Here is a 16,395-nt window from a genome sequence, read left to right as displayed (position 1 = left end):
ATTATTTTATGCCTTCCGCCGACAAAATATCATTCATTCTGGGTAAAGCCAATTTCATCTCTGCCATATCGTCGACAAGCGCGACACGAATATATGCAGCGCCCGGGTTTTCTCCGTTCACCTCGGCTCCCAGATAGGCGCCCGGCAAGACTCGGATACCGCCTTTTTCCCAAAGCAGTTTTGTGATGGCTTCACTGTCTCCAACATTTAGCCAGAGAAAGAATCCGCCTTCAGGTCTGTAAAAATTATAATTTGTGCCGAATACACTCTCAGCCAAATCTATTTTATCCTGATAGAGGCTACGGTTTTCCTGCACATGTGCGTCGTTTGCCCAGCAGAGTGCTGCTGCTTTTTGAGCTGCAATCGGGCTTTGCGGCGCGGCAAGCATTCTGAGTTTGAGGAATTGCTTCATCACCTCATCACCCCCCACCCCTAAGCCTGAGCGCAGACCGGGCAGGCTAGAGCGTTTTGAAAGTGAGTGAAACACCATAAGGTTTTTCAGGCCTTCAGGCCTTTGGGCTGCAACATTTAAGGCCGATATGGGCGGTGATGCTTCACGGCGACGGTCAAAAATATCAATGTAGCATTCGTCCATTATTAATAAAAAATTATGCTTTTCTGCGCGCGCCAACCACTGATCGAGATAATCCCACTCGGCGACAGCACCTTGCGGGTTTGCAGGACTACACATAAAAACAGCGCGCATTTGATCGAGTGTTTCATCTGACAGGCCAGACGGGTCAGGAAGAAAACCATTTTCAGCAACAGCGTTCATATAAACAGGCGTCGCCCCAGCTGAAAGTGCGGCGGCGGCATAAAGCTGGTAAAACGGGTTTGGCATCGCCATAAATTTTTTGTTTGGCCCGTCGGGGGCAATCTGGGCGGCGAGAAACAAAGCTTCACGAGTGCCTGTAGCTGGGAGAACTTGATGCAGCGCACCATAAATTTCGGGCGTAATGTGAAAGCGCCTTGCGAGCCAATCACGCGCAGAGGCTTGCCATGATTCAATGCCGTTAATGGGCGGATAGTCGCCATAAGTAGCAAGATTTTCTGTAAGGCAATCAAGTGCAAATTGCGGGGGTTGATGCCTTGGGGAGCCAACAGCAAGGGATATGGTAGGTTCGGTCTGAGGGGATGGGGTGTCCAGCAAGGCGCGAAGACGCGCAAAGGGGGACTCTGACAGCCCGGCGAGAACGGCGTTTTGGGCCGCTTCTTCTGGCTTCATGTCATCTCCTTTCACGTTTTCTCCACAAACAGACTCTTACAAGAACCCACAAAAAACCGAGGCAAGCATAACCTGCCCCGGCTGATTTGGTCAAAACCAATTGCAATGTGCTAACTAAGCCAACCTCAAGAATTTGTTCAAGAGTTTCTGCCCTAGTTGATGCCGCTTTCTGGCTCGGATTGAATGTTATGGACAGCAAGGTCTGCGCCCATAATTTCTTCATCTTCGCTAAGTCGGATGCCAATGGTTTGTTTGAGCACACCATAAACGACGAGACCGCAAATAAGTGCATAGCCGCAACCAACAACTGTCCCGATGAGTTGAGATATGAAACTAACACCGCCAAGACCACCGAGCATTTCGAGGCCGAAAATACCGGCCGCTATTCCGCCCCATGCGCCGGCAAGGCCATGCAATGGCCAAACGCCTAAGACATCGTCAATTTGCCATTTTTCCTGACATAGGTTGAAAAAATGCACAAATAGAAAGCCGCCAATACCGCCTGTGATGAATGAGCCGATAGGGTGCATGATATTTGAACCTGCACACACGGCGACCAGTCCGGCGAGAGCGCCATTATGGACAAAGCCTGGATCACCGCGTCCAATAACAAGTGCAGCAAGAATGCCGCCGGTCATGGCAAGCAGTGAGTTCATGGCGACCAGACCCGTCACCCCTTCAAGCGACTGAGCAGACATGACGTTAAAGCCGAACCAGCCGACGCAAAGCATCCAAGACCCGAGCGCCAGCCATGGTATGGATGAGGGCGGAAAGGCCCGACCTCTATCGCCATATCTGCCGTGGCGTGCGCCCAACATTAAAACAGCGCCCAGCGCCAGCCACCCGCCGACACCATGGACGACAACCGAACCGGCAAAATCATTAAAGGCATAGCCAAAGGTTGCTTCGAGCCAGGACTGGAAACCAAATTGTCCATTCCAGATAATGCCTTCAAAAAATGGGTATATCAGCGCGACGATTATCGCCGACGCTGCCAGTTGTGATCCAAATTTAGCGCGCTCGGCAATGCCGCCGGAAATAATCGCCGGAATGGCGGCGGCAAATGTTAACAAGAAGAAAAATTTAACCAATGAAAGGCCTTGCCCATCAAAGCTACTACCTTCACCGCCTTGAATGGTTGCCGCACTCGCGAAAAAGTTAATGCCATATGCAACGCCGTAACCAATTAAGAAATAGGCCACAGTTGAAATAGCAAAGTCTGATATGATTTTGACCAGGGCGTTAACCTGGTTTTTCTTGCGAACAGTTCCAACTTCTAAAAATGCAAATCCACCATGCATGGCAAAAACCAAAATAGCACCGATAAGCAAAAAGAAGACGTCACCACCTAATTGCGATTGAGACATGCTCCCCTCCATTATAATTAACTTGATCTAATCACAAGCAAGATGTGTGCCAGAAAAAATATGTAAATCATTGATATTATTGATATATTTTCTCGTTTATTTTTCCAATTCTCGCATTTGCTTAAAATTTAATCATCTTCAGGTTATTCGTGTGCAGATGCCTAAATAATGGTCGTTTTGAGGGGGTTATATGTCTCATCTGTTGGGCTGGACTTTGGCCTTCATGTCAGCCAATTTAGAGGCATGATTTCTCCGTCACCTGAAAAAAGTGAAATTGTGATTGTAGGCGCCGGTCTTGCGGGATATGCGGCAGCAGTGGCTTTAGCAGGGACGGGGGCAAATATTACTATGCTAGACCGTGCACCGGAGGGTTTGGGTGCCGCCGGTCATTCTGATCCACGAACAACGGCCTTGTCGCCATCATCTTTTAAAATGCTAAGCTGTCTTGATGTGTTGTCCGCTTGTCAGGATGCGCCCACACCCATTGCCGCGATGAAAATTACCGAAGCTGAGACTGTGCTCAGATGGCCGGGCGGCTCGTTAGACTTTGGAGATGCTGAAAGTGATGATGTGCTGGCCTATATGGTCCGCAATCATGATTTGCATGCCGCCTTTGCAAAAGTCAGCAAGGACATACCGAATATTTCAATGCGTAAAGGTCAAGCAGTGACCGATATCGAGCAGACACCAAACGGGATGCGGCTCGCTGTCAATAACACCGAAATAATTTGCGACCTTGTTGTCGCTTGTGACGGTCGTCAATCGCTTATCAGAAATTTCCTTGGCACGCGTATTATAAAACGCGATTATCGCCGCGCCGCTTTGGTGGCGGATTTTTCCCATAGCTTGCCACATGATAATATTGCTCTCCAGATTTTTAGAGCCGACGGCCCCTTGGCCTGCTTGCCTCTTGGTAAAAACCTAAGCGGTGAATATGTCAGTAGTCTTGTCTGGGTAGAAAAAACAAAAACAGCTGAAAGCCTTTATGCACTATCGCCTGAGAGATTTTCCCATGCTTTGTCAGAACAGCTTGATGGTGCTTTAGGCGACATAGAGATCTCCGACAGGCCGCATTGTTTTCCTTTGGCCCTGATGCTGGCAGAGAATTATACCGCCCCTCATGCAGTGCTGTTAGGGGACGCGGCGCATGTTATCCATCCACTTGCCGGACAAGGTTACAACCTCACTCTTCGCGATGCCGCCACGCTTGCAGAACACGTTTTTGAGGCCAAAATTTTGGGGCTGAAAGTTTGCGATATGAGTGTCACAGAGGGGTATCAACTTAATCGACGGGCCGATGCTTTCGCCATGGCAGGTTTGACAGATGGCCTCAATACAATGTTTGGCAGTTCTTTTCTGCCCCTCTCATGGTTGCGCCACGCAGGTCTTGCGCTTGTTAATCATGCCCTCCCCAACCAAGCAAAAGCTGCAGCGCAAATTTATGCGGACAGAGGCACATCTCCTCCGCCACGTTTATTGAGAGGCCATCGATTGAATGGTTAAACGCGTTTTTAACCATTAGTCGCTTTAAGCTTTAGTCTTTGGAAATCTTGCGGGCTTCGCTTTCCAGCATTACCGGAATACCCTGCCTAACCGGATACGCCAATCCGGGCTCTTTGCTAATCAGTTCCTGATTGTCGCGGTCATAAGATAAAGGCCGTCGAGATATCGGACAGACGAGAATTTCTAACAGGCTCGGGTCAGGGGTAGCGGCATCGAAGTTTTCATTATTTTCTTTTGTCATTAACTCAACCTATTGAAGCGGCGTTTCTTTATCATTTCCCTGCGCAAGAACAACCTCGGTCATGGCAATGAGCATATCGGCGCGACTGGCGAGCGTATCTGCTTCTAAAAGGGCCTGTTTTTCAGGCGGCCCATAAGGGCTAACGACACTCAAAGAATTCACAAGCTCTTCAGTGGGCGAGCCCTCAATAGATGGCCAATCTCCTTGTAGCTGATTGGCATCCAGATAATTTTTAAGCACCTCAAGAAGCCCTGTGCGGTCTACATCGTCAACGCCGTAATCTTTAACTAGGTCATGTGAAAAGGGTTCATAATCAGCTTTGACTTGTCGGTAAGCGGTGGTGACATCTAATTCTTCAAGCACCTGAAACCGGCAAAGACCAGTCAAGGTCACCAGTATCCGGCCGTCCTCGGTTTCATTATATGTTGTGAGTCTGCCGACGCATCCAGCATCGTATAGGCCGTAAGGCCCCGATTGGCTGCTGTTGCGTGGTTGGATAATCCCGATAATGCGTGAACTGCTCATAGCATCATTGATCATAGATAGATAGCGTGGCTCAAAAATGTTGAGTGGCAGTAAAACACGCGGCAACAATAAAGCGCCGGATAACGGGAAAACAGGAATAACACTGGGCAAATCTGCCGGAAGTTTATAATCAACAAGCATATTAACTGAACAGCAGGGAAGACAATTTGCGTCGCCCCTCAACCGTTACCTCATCCGTGGGTCCATAAGCTTCAAAAAGCTCGAGTAATTGTTTGCGCGCAGCATCATCCTGCCATTGGCGGTTGCGTTGAATAATCTCCAGCAGAGCATCTATCGCATTTTCTTTTTGACCGGCAGCGTGATAGGCCAGCGCCAGATCATAGCGTGACTGGTGGTCATCGGCGTTGCTGTCGAGGGTTGTAACGAGGGAGCCAATCGCTTCCTCTTTTTGGTCGGCAGTTTCGCCGAGTGCGGCTGATTTTTTTGCCAATTCAAGGCTTGCCAGTGCGGCACTGTAAAGCGAGTCCGGGGCCGTGGGGTTTTCAATCAGAGCAAGAGTTTGCTCTGCAGCATCTGTGTTGCCTGCCGCCAGATAGCACTGTGCCAGCCCACCAAGCGCAGCTGTATTGGTGTTGTCTTGCTGGGCGATTGCGCCAAAAATTTGCATGGCGTTGGTGAAATCATCTTGCTCCAACGCTGCTTTACCGGCGGCCAGCATTTCCTCAATGGGGTCTGGCGCGAGGTCTTCGCCAAGGTTTTTTTCGATGAAAGCTTTGAGCTGGCTCTCGGGCAAGGCGCCTGCGAAACCGTCTACAGGTTGACCATTCTTAAAGGCAAAAACAGCTGGAATAGATTGCACCTGCAATTGTTGGGCTATCTGCGGGTGCTCATCAATATTCATTTTTGCCAAGCGTACGGCGCCATTACTTTGTGTGGCAAGCTTTTCAAGAAGCGGCGTTAGTTGCTTGCAGGGGCCGCACCATGGGGCCCAGAAATCAAGCAGAACCAACATATGCTGTGAGGCCTCAATAACATCGACCATAAAGTTTTGCGTGGTTGTTTCGACAACACTTTCCGTTGTCTGTCCGCCAATCGCGCCCATAGCTGATGGGTTTTGTTGAATTTCCGGTGTTTTGTCCATAATTTGTCCCGTTTTTGCTTCCTTGCAGGAAGTTCATATCCTTATGTTACTAAAGTGGGGTCTTTTGATGGTTTTGCCAAGTGCTGTTGATGATTTTCCTGTTTTTCTGACACTTTAAACATTCCAGCTTCAAGATGTTGTATCGCCCAGCAAGGCAGAAACAACCGCGACATCTATAATATCTTGGACACCACAGCCACGGGACAGATCCATCCATGGTTTGGGGAATCCCCCCAGAATAGGTCCGATGGCGCGTGCGCCGCCCAGTTCCTGCGTAATTTTATAGCCAATATTCCCTGCATCGAGGTCAGGAAAAATAAACACATTGGCTTTGCCCGCTACCGCGGAATCACGCGCCTTTCGGATACCTATTTTTGGGTTAATTGCAGCATCAAATTGCAACTCACCATCAATATTTAGGTGAGGGGCTTTTTGTGATACGAGCGCCATGGCTTCGGTGACTTTGTTAACATCGGCGTGATTAGCCGAGCCTTTTGTTGAAAAGGAAAGCATCGCGACATGAGGTATCTCTCCGGTCAGGCGCTGATGTGTTTCGGATGTGAAAATGGCGATATCAGCTAATTGCGCGGCAGTTGGATTGGGGACAACTGCACAATCGCCATAGCTCAAAACCCCTCCGTCCGGTAAAGCCATTAAAAACATGCTGGAAATAGTTTTGGTACCGTCCTTGACGCCAAGGCTTTTAAAGCCCGCTTTTAAAACATTGGCTGTTGTTGTAATTGACCCAGCTACGCCGCCATCCACATAACCCACGGCAAGCAAATAACAACTCAACAATAGCGGGTTGGACAAGGATTGTTCGACTTTAGCACGCTCAAGCCCTCTTTTGTTTTGCACATGCTCATAAATTCTGTTCAGCCAGAGATTTTTATCGGGATGGTCGTAAAAAATCTCCGTATCAACTGGCAGTCCGGCATCAGCACTAAGCGCGACGGGTATAACTTCGCCGCCTTTTTGTATGAGCTTTATAGCTTCTTGAATGCGTGGGTCGGATGTTTCTGGAAATAAAATGCGCTTCTTATTTTTTTGAGCGCGGCGATAAAGATTATGAATGATGTCAGTCATGTTTTATTGTCGAAAGAAGGCTTTCATCAATGTTTACTTCCATATGCAAAAGTGCAAGCCCATGCACTTTGCCCTGGGCGTCGGTTATGAGTGTTTCAGTGCCACCTCCGCCTAGCGATTCCTCAAGTAAAAAATTAAAAGCATTTAAATTCGGCAAATCATAACGCGTCACGCCACCGAGTGCTATTTCGCTAAAATGGTCAGCGACACGCGCGGCGGTTAGCTCTTTATCAAGAAAGGCATAAATTTCGGGTGATCTGGCGATGACCCCGACATTACTTCCATTCCCTTTGTCGCCAGAGCGCGCAAGGGCGATATCCATCAGTTTTACCTGCTTTTGTTCCACCCTTAAACCTCCTCAACTTTGACAGTTGTTTCAATTTTATCCTTGTTAATAAGCGCGGGCCAATAGCCGACAACCTCCGATGCGCGCGATCTTCCCGCCGCAAATCCGGTAATGCCCGGCGGGCCGGAGGTTAAAACCGGCGCAATTTCGCTCGACATCACATTAAGCTTGTCCGCATCCATACCCTTTGCGCCTAGCCGCATCAGAATTTCATGTGGTTGGTCGGGGCTTTCCACGATGCCCTTATAAAGAACGTTACTGCCGAATAACTCCAAGAAGCGGTCATGTTCTGGGATATCTGCGCCGAGCATTTTCATGCGTGTAAACACCATGTCAGAGACAATATGGGCTTTTTCAATTGCGTCAGGGCCACTAATGCAAAGTGTGGTGAGGATTTTATAGCCTTTTGAGAAGGACATGGAGACCTTGAAACTGTCTGTTGGTGGAAGGCCTTTGACACCATGAACCTTCACTCGGTTGGGCCCATCTTGTGCCATATGGATTGAAGTAAAATCTGCAATGCAATCGGGACTGAGGTAACGCGCCGGATCACCAAGCTCATAAAGTAGCTGCGAGGTGACGCTTTCCACATTTATCAATCCACCTGTGCCGTCATGTTTTGTGACGACAAATGAGCCGTCCTCATATGCCTCGACAACCGGAAAGCCGATATGTGCAAAATCTTGAACATCCCGCCAATCAGTATAATTGCCGCCGGTGCATTGGGGGCCACATTCAATGATATGTCCGAGCACGGTGGCGGATGCGATTTTGTCGAAATCTTCAAAGGACCAGCCAAACTCATAGACTAGCGGGGCTACGGCAAGAGAGGGATCGCTGGCTCGTCCGGTAATAACAATATCTGCCCCTTGCTGAAGCGCTTCAACAATTGATGCCGCACCGATATACACATTGGCGCTGATAATATCGTTTTTAACAGAAGCCAAAGCTGCGCCGGTATCCATGTTTACCAGCTCTTCGCCTGCATTTGTCAGCACATCTAGTTTGTCGAGAATGTCGTCACCCTCAACAATGCCGATGCGGATACCCTCTAGACCAATCTCTGAAAGCGCTTGTTTTGTAGCGGCAAGGCAGGCCGGTGCATTTACGCCCGCCGCATTGGCAATTAATTTGATGCCTTTATCTTTGCATTGCGGCATTATAATTTTAAGCATTTTAATGAAATCACGCGCGTAACCTGACTCTGGGTCGCGCATTCTTTGTTTTTGCATGATGCTCATTGTAATTTCGGAGAGATAGTCGAAAGTCAGGTAATCTACCGGTCCTTCTTCAACCAGCCTTTTGGGGCCGAGCAGACTGTCTCCCCAGAATCCTTGAGCATTTGCTACTCTTATCATTTTTTTAGGTGTATTCACTGATGCCTCCAGCCCTCAATTTAAAAGCCCGCCCCTTAATGTCAATTATAAGTTTACTGAGACGTGGGAGTGTTTTTAAAGTAGGTTGTCTTTCTTATTTAATCGTTGAACGGAAATAAAAAGTGATAGGAACCCCGCCCCGCTTGGGAACGATTTATTCTGGTTGGATTGTTTTATCTGCCTGTTTTGTATCTGCTATGCTGATTGTTGGCTCTACAATTTACAGCTTCCAGCTTTTTGTCATCCCCGTCACTGAAGAGTTTGGTATATCGCGTGCTACCGCTAATAATGCCTATATTTCAATGCTGGTCGGACTTGCTATTTGGTCGCCACTGGTTGGTCGACTGTTGGATAAATTTGATGCGAAATATGTGATCATGTTTGGGTCGCTTAGTTTTGGAGGTGCATTCACGCTTGTTGCTATGGCGCAAAGCTTAATGGTGATGATGGTTGGTATTTTTGTGATGCTCAGTATTTCGGTGTGTTCTTGTGGCGGGCTTGCAGGCAATGCTGTCACAGTGCGCTGGTTTCAAAAACGCCGAGGGCGCGCATTAGGGCTCATGTCTGTGACGTCGTCTGTTGGCGGCGCGCTCATGGTGCCAGTTATATCTTTTTTTATAACCTCTTATGGCTGGCGAATGGCGATGCTCCTCACAGGCTGGTCAGTGGCGATTATTATATTTGTCCTTGTCGGACTTTTTGTTAGGGGGCGTCCAGCACCGGCAGACATTAACGACTTTGATGAATTTGATACGCAAGAGGATGTGTCACGGAAAGAGGCGCCGACAGGTGACAAAACTCTGAGCCTAAAGCAGATTGTGACAACCCGTAATTATTGGCTAGTAGCTATGGGGTGTGGCCTTTTGCTTGCCAGTGATCAAGCAGTTCTCACATCAAAATTCCCGTTTCTGGTAGATAGTGGGTTTACAGTTTTGCAGGCCACGACGATTATTTCTGCTATGACGATTTCCGCAGTCGCTGGAAAACTCATTATTGGCTTTATGGCTGATTATTTTGATGTCAGGCATTTGTTTGCTTTGGTTGCTTTGTTTCATTTTCTTCTTTTGGTTGTTTTTTTAATGCGGCCTGATTACTGGAGTTTGCTGATTTTTGTTTCGATTTTTGGAGCTGCTGTCGGCGGCATTTACCCGGTCTGGTCATCGCTAACGGCTTCTGCATTTGGCCCAGCCAGCATAGGCTCGGTTCTGGGGTTTATGGCCCCGGTTATGCAGGGTCTTTCAATAATTTTTGTAAGTTTTATTGGAGTGATGCATAGTCAGACAGGCGCTTATGATGCTGCATTTCAAGGGTTTATGGTGACAGTCGTGATGTCTGTTTTCTTTATTTATGCGATGAATTTTCGCACTAAAACTTCAGCTGACTCAACAAGAGGGTAGTCAAAGAGGTTGCAATCATTTTTGCTTTGGGGCATAACCCGCTATGATATCTAAAATAGTTGCGGGCGTAGCTCAGGGGTAGAGCGCAACCTTGCCAAGGTTGATGTCGTGAGTTCGAATCTCATCGCCCGCTCCATTTTTTTGGAATTCTTCAAATCATAATAAGCGGTGAGAGAGTTCGGAGATAAAAATTATTAGGGGTATTGAAGTGAAGCCACTTATAATCATTGTTACTTTGGTTTTATCTTCGCTTATGCTGGCGGCGTATAACAGTCCCTCTAATAGGTTATCTGAAAACATAGGGCCGACTAGGCAGGACTGCCAAGAATTGGCCATGGGTGCCGGTGCATTGCTAATTGAAGCTGACAAATTTTGGGATGAACTCAGAAGTATTCCTGAAAATTCTGCCGACACGCTCGAACCTGCTGCTAAAATCAAATGGCTGACTGATATAGCTGCTAGTTATTCTGTTTATTATGAAACATTTTGTAAGTAAGAAAATGTTTAAAGATTATTCAAAAGTTAATGCTTTGCGACCAAACCCAAATTCATCAATGCCGCATTCTTTCCAAGCCAGACGCATTAACCGATTCCATTCTTCATCTGTTTCCCAAAATGATTGATTTGCTTCAAAGGCTTCGTAATTTTCAGTCATAACGAGGCAGCCCTGCCTGCCTTCTAAATCTTTTCCACACCTTACATATGTGCTATTTGGCGCATTAGCTTCAACATAAGCTACAACCTTTTTAAGATATTTCATGGCTTCCTCATGATTATCACATTTACTATCTGTCATCATGGCAAAACCATATTCACGAAAATCTTTAGCAATGCCTGAGCCGCCAAAGATTAATGAAAAAATTAAAATCAAAATTCTCATAACTGCCTCTTAATAGATATTTAATATTAGAACTTGAAAAAATTTATCCAACACTCCTTAATATAATAGTTTTATAATAGATAGGATTTTCTGGGATGAGCTTTTCGAAAGAAGAAATCAAAAATCTAAAGCAACTTCTAGAGGTTGAAAAAATCCGCTTCCTGAGAATGAAATATAATCAATTGATTGACTCCCGCGATTTAAACCAGCTGGTCAATTTATTCACTCCTGATGGTATCTGTGAGTTTGGCCCATATGGGTCATGGAAGGGAAGAGGAGAGATATATAAAAACTATTTTGAGGTTTTTTGAGGATAATTGGATGCATAAATTCAGCTCTATGCATTATAATACTAATCACTTGGTGGATTTAATTGATGATCACAGCGCGCGGGGAACATGTTATCTTTTAAACATTGACGCCAGAAAAAGCCCGAAAGAAAACCCCCTTATTTGGTTGGCCTTTTATGATGAAACTTATGTGAAAGTTGACCAGGAATGGAAAATATCTAAATCAGCGATTAATTTTGTATGGCCAGAAAGAATTTTGAGTTCATTGGAATAGTATTAGTATTAATTTTTTGCGGAATTAGAATTTTTGCAGACACAATTTATGCATAAAAAATTAATGAGGCGTTAAATAATGAAACCACTCCTCCTCGCCACCGCACTGCTTTTCTCGACGCCAGTTTGGGCTGCTGGAGGTTATGGTTATGAACCAAGTGTTAGCAAACTTATCAATGACGCAAAGAAATTAATAAAAAATGATAAATATGTGCGTGCAATTAAAAAGTTAAAAAAAGCAATTCAAGAAGAGCCTGATAATTCCGATATTTACAATTATCTCGGTTTTGCTCATCGCAAAATTGGTGATTATGACAAAAGTAAAATTTATTATGAAGAAGCTCTATCTATTAAGCCTGACCATAAATTAGCCCTAGAATATCAGGGTGAGTTATTTTTAAAACTTGATGATGTGGGTTCCGCTCAATCTAATCTTGTAAAATTGAGAATGCTATGCCCTGAAGGCTGTGATGAGCTTACAGATTTAGATATTGCAATATCTAAATATTTGAGCAGTCAGTAGCAAGTATTATGTGTCATCCAACTCCTGATTACTTAAACTAAGTAAAAATTATAGCTTAACTTTTCTATGGGCATAAAATGTATATTGGTTTGTTTCTAATTTTAAATGCTATGGTTCTGGGCTTTATGTTGCTTTTTCTGACTGTAATAGCCCCATCTGTTTTTGCAGCACTTGATGAAACTAATGCAGGCAAGCTGCTTCGGAAATTATTCCCTAGAATGTTCATATATGGCCTGGTGCTCACACTATTAGCAAGTGTTTTCGCATATCAGGCTGGAAGAGGTGATTTAGTGATACTGACTATGGTTTCAACCTTCGGTTTTGGATTTAACTCCTTTTATTTAACTCCATTAATCAATGAAAAAAGAGATGCATTGCTTCAAGAGCCTAATGCTTCCAGCAGGAGTTTTGATTTATTGCATCGCCTCTCAGTAAGTATTTTTATGGTACAAATGATAATTTCTATTGTTGCCTTAGCTTGGGCTCATCATTGAGACATGGCGCTAATGAAAAATTAATAGAATACTTGAGATGTAAAAAATGAAACTAATAATCCTCACCATTGCAATGCTCTTCTCATTGCCAGCTTGGGCTGAAATTGAGCAGCCAAATTATAAGGTTATTCTTGAAAAGGGTATATTTGCAATCAGAGATTACACTTCTGTGATGGCTGTAGAAACTGAAGTTTTTTCTTCTCGGAAAGAGGCCGCCAGTGATGCGTTCCGCAGATTGTTCAGATACATCAGTGGCGAAAATGAAGATAATTTAGAAATATCGATGACGTCACCTGTAGCACAAACATTAGCCAATCAGAATTATGATGACTCGGCAGAGAGATGGATCGTTCGTTTTTTTCTTCCAAGAAATATGGCTGAAGAAAATATACCTTTACCAAGTGAAAAGGGCGTTACAGTTTCAAAGCTAAAGGCCCAACGATTCGCCAGTGTGTCCTTTCGGGGATCGCAAAGTGATAAGAAGATTGAAGAAAACACAGCCAAGCTTAAGGCGTTTATTGCTCAAAATGGATATGAGGCTTCTGGTCGACCAATTTATGCTTTTTATGACCCGCCATTCATTCCCTGGTTTTTGAGGGATAACGAAATTTTGCTGCCGGTTAAATTAAATCAACAAAATATTGAAAATCCTGGAGGAAATAAAGCAAAATGAAACCACTTCTGCTCACTTTAGCAATTCTTTTTCAACGCTTGCATGGGTCGTGTGTGAGGGTCTTTAGTGTTTAGTGGCCTCAAATGTGGATTTTTGTCTTCAGAAAATTATCTAGAACCAACATGAGGGTAACATGTCTGAAACTCATCGCATTCTTCTATCTGTCAAAGGCCACCCTTATGAGCGTCAGGCGTTCTACGATATTTTTGACAACATGGATAATCTAGACTGGACACTAGTTGAGCAGCCTGCTTCTCAGGCTTTGTTTAATGTCAAACAAGCCGAGGTTTATGATGCTCTGGTGCTATATGATATGCCGGGCATTTCTTTCCATGAAAATGCGCACCCAGATATTATATCTCCATCTGAAGCCTATCAAAAGGATTTCCAACAGCTTGTTGATGCAGGACACGGGTTTGTTTTTTTGCACCATGCAATTGCCGGTTGGCAAGACTGGGAGGCCTATAGCGAGATTATTGGGGGGCGATTCTTCTATCTGCCTCGCGAATTACGCGGCGAGCTGCGCCAAGATAGCGGATATCGCCATGATGTGACGCATCAGGTGGAGGTGCTTGCCGACCACCCTGTTACTGAAGGCCTGCCGCCGAAATTTGAGATTACAGATGAGCTATATCTTTACGAGGTGTTTGAGGATGATGTTAACCCGTTATTACGCAGCGATTTCAGTTTCACGGCAGATAATTTTTACTCAGCCTCCGCTGCAGTTCGTGATGGCAGATTAAATGATAATAGCGGTTGGCAGCATAAACCGGGAAGTTCTCTCGTTGGCTGGACAAAAGAAATCGGTAATAGTCGCATTGTCTATCTACAGTTTGGTGATGGCCCTTCGGCCTATGTAAATCCGTTTTATCGACGGCTTATTGCAAATGCTATTAAATGGGTCAGCCTTAAAAATAGATCTTTTGAGGTTTAGTTTCGCGCGCAAAATAAAAATTTTGTTGATGCCTCAGAAGAAAAATCTATGTAATTATAGATGTAAATATTGGAGGCTCAAATGCTTAAATCCCTTACACCATTTGTTCTAGCGTTTTTGATGATGGGCTTGATTTATGCACCATCAGTTAATGGATATACCACTACCTCAAATCTTGAAACTTCCACGGGATCATTGATGCTTGCCGGGCATTGCAATGGCGATCACGGCGATGGCGATCATGGCGATGAAGAAGAGACAGAAGGGGGTGAAACCAGTAACGCCGGAACAACCTATACGTCATAAAACCAAATAATGATGACCTAATTTTATGCCCCGCCTTTTGGCGGGGCTTTTTTTATGTTTTGGGCATTTAAGGAATTGTTTTAAGCGTCAAAGAAAGTCGTGGGTGTTTTAAATATATTCACAATAATAACGCCAAGCACAATCAGGCTTAATCCAAAAATAACCTGCCAGTTGAGGCTTTGTTTGTAAAAAAAATAGCTGAGAAGTGTCACCGAAAAAACGCCAAGCCCAGCCCAAGATGCATAGACAATAGACAGGGGCAATTTCTGAGAGAGATAGGCAAGTAGATAAAAAGAGATTCCATACGAAACGAGTGTGATAGTACTTGGTATAAGCTTCGTAAAATTTTGCGTGGCGGGAAGTAGCATCGTCCCTATCACTTCAAAGCTGATGGCGGCAAATAATAGAAAATATAAATTCATATGTTCAGTCTACATGATTGCTCAGTATTATTGCCAAGTTTATAGTGTTGTTTATGAGTGATATTTGGATATTTTTGATAAAATTTAATCTCCAATATCTATATTTTCAGTAGCAATTTTGCTCCACGCCTGTTAGCAATATTGTGACGGGTAGTTTAAGGCATGTTTTAGCCCGATCCCAACTCTTGTTTTTCAAGTTTTTGGTAAACTGACAAATTTTGCCTAACTTGGATTTAAGATGATCAAAGGAACTTGTAAGTGGTTTAACGCCACAAAGGGATACGGATTTATCGCCGTTGAAGGTGAAGATGACGTATTTGTGCATATCTCAGAAGTACAAAAATGTGGTATTACTCTTGAAGAAGGTGCCGTTGTTACTTTCGAGAAGCAGGTTGGTAACAACGGTAAGCAATCAGCTTGTAATCTAGCGCTTGCTGAATAGTCGCCTCTAATCAGGCTTTTTAAGACTTGCCCCTTATTAATGCGTACCGTTTAATGGGGTCTTGTTGATTTTGGCTGATTTTATACCTCGAATAATTTAAAACACGCCTTTTTACCGGGGCGTGTTTTTTCGTTCTGAGCCAAATGTATGGGCAACGTAGATCTAGTTGCGAATAGTAATGCTTATCAGTTGCAAGCCATTGTTTTTAAACAATTTTTTCTTTCCTTTTTGCGAATAAGGATTATATATATAAGTATAATTTAAATCTATGTTCTGAAAAGGAAAGCATTATGAAGGGCAGTCAAGAGGTAATTAAGCACCTCAATACTATTTTAAAAAATGAGCTGACAGCAATTAATCAGTACTTCTTACATGCGCGCATGCTCAAGGATTGGGGCTTTAATGTTCTGGGTGATAAGATTTATCACGAAAGTATTGGCGAAATGAAGCATGCAGATATGATAATTGGTCGCGTTCTTATGCTTGAAGGATTGCCAAATCTGCAAGATCTGGGGCTGTTAAAGATTGGACAGAATGTTGAGGAAATATTTTCTGCCGACCTTTCCGTCGAAATGCTTAATCAAGGTTGTCTCAAAGAAGCTATTCTTTTGTGTGAAAACGAACGTGATTATGTGACGCGTGAAATTTTTCAGAATATCCTAGACGACACGGAAGAGCATATTGATTGGATTGAAACACAGCAGGGCTTGATTAAAAAAACCGGCATCCAAAACTACCTGCAAGAACAGATTGGTACTGAGGCGTAAATATTTTGAAGTTTCGGTTTTAAGCGTGTGCGGCAGCCGAGACCGGGGCGTCAGTCGATTCCAGCAACTCTAACATCCGTTCTGCACATCGCCCGCATTGGGGCTTTGTGCCGCATTGGGAGTAAATGTCATCAGGTCGTCTGCACCCGCTGGTGATGGCGGTTTCGACTTGTTTATCAGTTAAGGCGTTGCAAACACAGATGTACATAGTAGCTCCATTAGT

The 16,395-nt window shown here is 44.7% G+C and carries 23 protein-coding genes and 1 tRNA gene; 13 read left to right on the top strand and 11 right to left on the bottom strand.

Annotation, left to right across the window (positions count from 1 at the left end; genetic code table 11):
* Position 1: 1 nt before the first annotated feature.
* Both RS24_RS07430 and RS24_RS07425 read right to left on the bottom strand, forming a co-directional pair.
* Positions 2-1,225: an aminotransferase class I/II-fold pyridoxal phosphate-dependent enzyme gene (locus RS24_RS07430; RefSeq protein WP_021777589.1), complete on the bottom strand. Its 1,224-nt coding sequence runs from the start codon at positions 1,223-1,225 to the stop codon at positions 2-4.
* Positions 1,226-1,377: 152 nt separating this feature from the next.
* A complete protein-coding gene (locus RS24_RS07425) occupies positions 1,378-2,592 on the bottom strand; it encodes an ammonium transporter (RefSeq protein ID WP_021777588.1) in 1,215 nt (404 codons plus the stop codon).
* 168 nt (positions 2,593-2,760) lie between these two features.
* Between RS24_RS07425 and RS24_RS07420 the strand changes: the two genes are divergently transcribed.
* Positions 2,761-4,095 (top strand): FAD-dependent monooxygenase, encoded by a 1,335-nt coding sequence (locus RS24_RS07420; RefSeq protein ID WP_021777587.1) that lies wholly within the window; start codon positions 2,761-2,763, stop codon positions 4,093-4,095.
* A 31-nt stretch (positions 4,096-4,126) separates the two neighbouring features.
* On the opposite strand, the gene RS24_RS07415 is transcribed toward RS24_RS07420, so the two are convergent.
* From RS24_RS07415 to RS24_RS07390, 6 genes are all read right to left on the bottom strand, one after another.
* A complete protein-coding gene (locus tag RS24_RS07415) occupies positions 4,127-4,336 on the bottom strand; it encodes a Trm112 family protein (RefSeq protein WP_021777586.1) in 210 nt (69 codons plus the stop codon).
* 9 nt (positions 4,337-4,345) lie between these two features.
* A complete protein-coding gene (locus RS24_RS07410) occupies positions 4,346-5,002 on the bottom strand; it encodes an LON peptidase substrate-binding domain-containing protein (protein ID WP_021777585.1) in 657 nt (218 codons plus the stop codon).
* Between the two features lies 1 nt (position 5,003).
* On the bottom strand, positions 5,004-5,963 hold the full coding sequence (gene trxA, locus RS24_RS07405) for a thioredoxin (RefSeq protein ID WP_021777584.1): 960 nt from the start codon (positions 5,961-5,963) through the stop codon (positions 5,004-5,006).
* 129 nt (positions 5,964-6,092) lie between these two features.
* A complete protein-coding gene (locus RS24_RS07400) occupies positions 6,093-7,049 on the bottom strand; it encodes a phosphate acyltransferase (RefSeq protein WP_021777583.1) in 957 nt (318 codons plus the stop codon).
* Positions 7,042-7,395 carry an AtuA-related protein gene (locus RS24_RS07395; RefSeq protein WP_021777582.1) on the bottom strand — a complete coding sequence of 118 codons (354 nt, stop codon included), beginning with the start codon at positions 7,393-7,395 and terminating at the stop codon, positions 7,042-7,044. Before RS24_RS07395 ends, RS24_RS07400 begins: the two co-directional genes overlap by 8 nt.
* Before the next feature lie 2 nt (positions 7,396-7,397).
* Positions 7,398-8,771 (bottom strand): acyclic terpene utilization AtuA family protein, encoded by a 1,374-nt coding sequence (locus RS24_RS07390; RefSeq protein ID WP_021777581.1) that lies wholly within the window; start codon positions 8,769-8,771, stop codon positions 7,398-7,400.
* 122 nt (positions 8,772-8,893) lie between these two features.
* Here RS24_RS07390 and RS24_RS07385 point away from each other — a divergent pair, with 122 nt between their 5' ends.
* The 3 genes from RS24_RS07385 to RS24_RS09945 all read left to right on the top strand — a co-directional run bounded on the left by RS24_RS07385 (position 8,894) and on the right by RS24_RS09945 (position 10,664).
* A complete protein-coding gene (locus RS24_RS07385) occupies positions 8,894-10,168 on the top strand; it encodes an MFS transporter (protein ID WP_021777580.1) in 1,275 nt (424 codons plus the stop codon).
* 61 nt (positions 10,169-10,229) lie between these two features.
* Positions 10,230-10,304: transfer RNA gene (locus tag RS24_RS07380), tRNA-Gly, on the top strand.
* A gap of 72 nt (positions 10,305-10,376) precedes the next feature.
* Positions 10,377-10,664: a hypothetical protein gene (locus RS24_RS09945; protein ID WP_021777579.1), complete on the top strand. Its 288-nt coding sequence runs from the start codon at positions 10,377-10,379 to the stop codon at positions 10,662-10,664.
* Between the two features lie 15 nt (positions 10,665-10,679).
* On the opposite strand, the gene RS24_RS07375 is transcribed toward RS24_RS09945, so the two are convergent.
* On the bottom strand, positions 10,680-11,048 hold the full coding sequence (locus RS24_RS07375; RefSeq protein WP_021777578.1) for a hypothetical protein: 369 nt from the start codon (positions 11,046-11,048) through the stop codon (positions 10,680-10,682).
* A gap of 95 nt (positions 11,049-11,143) precedes the next feature.
* On the opposite strand from RS24_RS07375, the gene RS24_RS07370 reads away from it, so the two are divergent.
* The 7 genes from RS24_RS07370 to RS24_RS07340 all read left to right on the top strand — a co-directional run bounded on the left by RS24_RS07370 (position 11,144) and on the right by RS24_RS07340 (position 14,541).
* Positions 11,144-11,359 (top strand): nuclear transport factor 2 family protein, encoded by a 216-nt coding sequence (locus RS24_RS07370; protein WP_021777577.1) that lies wholly within the window; start codon positions 11,144-11,146, stop codon positions 11,357-11,359.
* A gap of 10 nt (positions 11,360-11,369) precedes the next feature.
* The gene (locus tag RS24_RS07365; protein ID WP_021777576.1) at positions 11,370-11,612 is read left to right on the top strand and encodes a nuclear transport factor 2 family protein; all 243 of its coding nucleotides are present in this window, start codon (positions 11,370-11,372) and stop codon (positions 11,610-11,612) included.
* 78 nt (positions 11,613-11,690) lie between these two features.
* Entirely contained in the window at positions 11,691-12,134 is a 444-nt protein-coding gene (locus tag RS24_RS07360; protein ID WP_021777575.1) for a tetratricopeptide repeat protein, read from the top strand.
* A gap of 77 nt (positions 12,135-12,211) precedes the next feature.
* Positions 12,212-12,628, top strand: coding sequence for a DUF4149 domain-containing protein (locus RS24_RS07355; RefSeq protein WP_021777574.1), 417 nt, complete (start codon positions 12,212-12,214; stop codon positions 12,626-12,628).
* 46 nt (positions 12,629-12,674) lie between these two features.
* Positions 12,675-13,301 (top strand): SOUL family heme-binding protein, encoded by a 627-nt coding sequence (locus RS24_RS07350; RefSeq protein WP_021777573.1) that lies wholly within the window; start codon positions 12,675-12,677, stop codon positions 13,299-13,301.
* A gap of 133 nt (positions 13,302-13,434) precedes the next feature.
* Positions 13,435-14,235 carry a ThuA domain-containing protein gene (locus RS24_RS07345; protein ID WP_021777572.1) on the top strand — a complete coding sequence of 267 codons (801 nt, stop codon included), beginning with the start codon at positions 13,435-13,437 and terminating at the stop codon, positions 14,233-14,235.
* A gap of 81 nt (positions 14,236-14,316) precedes the next feature.
* Complete coding sequence (locus RS24_RS07340) at positions 14,317-14,541, top strand: hypothetical protein (protein ID WP_021777571.1); 225 nt, start codon at positions 14,317-14,319, stop codon at positions 14,539-14,541.
* Between the two features lie 80 nt (positions 14,542-14,621).
* On the opposite strand, the gene RS24_RS07335 is transcribed toward RS24_RS07340, so the two are convergent.
* A complete protein-coding gene (locus tag RS24_RS07335; RefSeq protein ID WP_021777570.1) occupies positions 14,622-14,963 on the bottom strand; it encodes a DMT family transporter in 342 nt (113 codons plus the stop codon).
* Positions 14,964-15,201: 238 nt separating this feature from the next.
* On the opposite strand from RS24_RS07335, the gene RS24_RS07330 reads away from it, so the two are divergent.
* Positions 15,202-15,405 (top strand): cold-shock protein, encoded by a 204-nt coding sequence (locus RS24_RS07330; protein WP_021777569.1) that lies wholly within the window; start codon positions 15,202-15,204, stop codon positions 15,403-15,405.
* Between the two features lie 290 nt (positions 15,406-15,695).
* Positions 15,696-16,172, top strand: coding sequence for a bacterioferritin (bfr, locus tag RS24_RS07325; RefSeq protein WP_021777568.1), 477 nt, complete (start codon positions 15,696-15,698; stop codon positions 16,170-16,172).
* 19 nt (positions 16,173-16,191) lie between these two features.
* Here bfr and RS24_RS09880 read toward each other — a convergent pair whose 3' ends face one another.
* Positions 16,192-16,380 (bottom strand): (2Fe-2S)-binding protein, encoded by a 189-nt coding sequence (locus RS24_RS09880; protein ID WP_081696249.1) that lies wholly within the window; start codon positions 16,378-16,380, stop codon positions 16,192-16,194.
* Positions 16,381-16,395 lie beyond the last annotated feature (15 nt).

The sequence above is a fragment of the Candidatus Micropelagos thuwalensis genome (assembly GCF_000469155.1).
In the GTDB taxonomy this organism is placed as follows: Bacteria; Pseudomonadota; Alphaproteobacteria; order RS24; family RS24; genus Micropelagius; species Micropelagius thuwalensis.
This window is presented reverse-complemented; position numbering and strand designations above follow the sequence as displayed.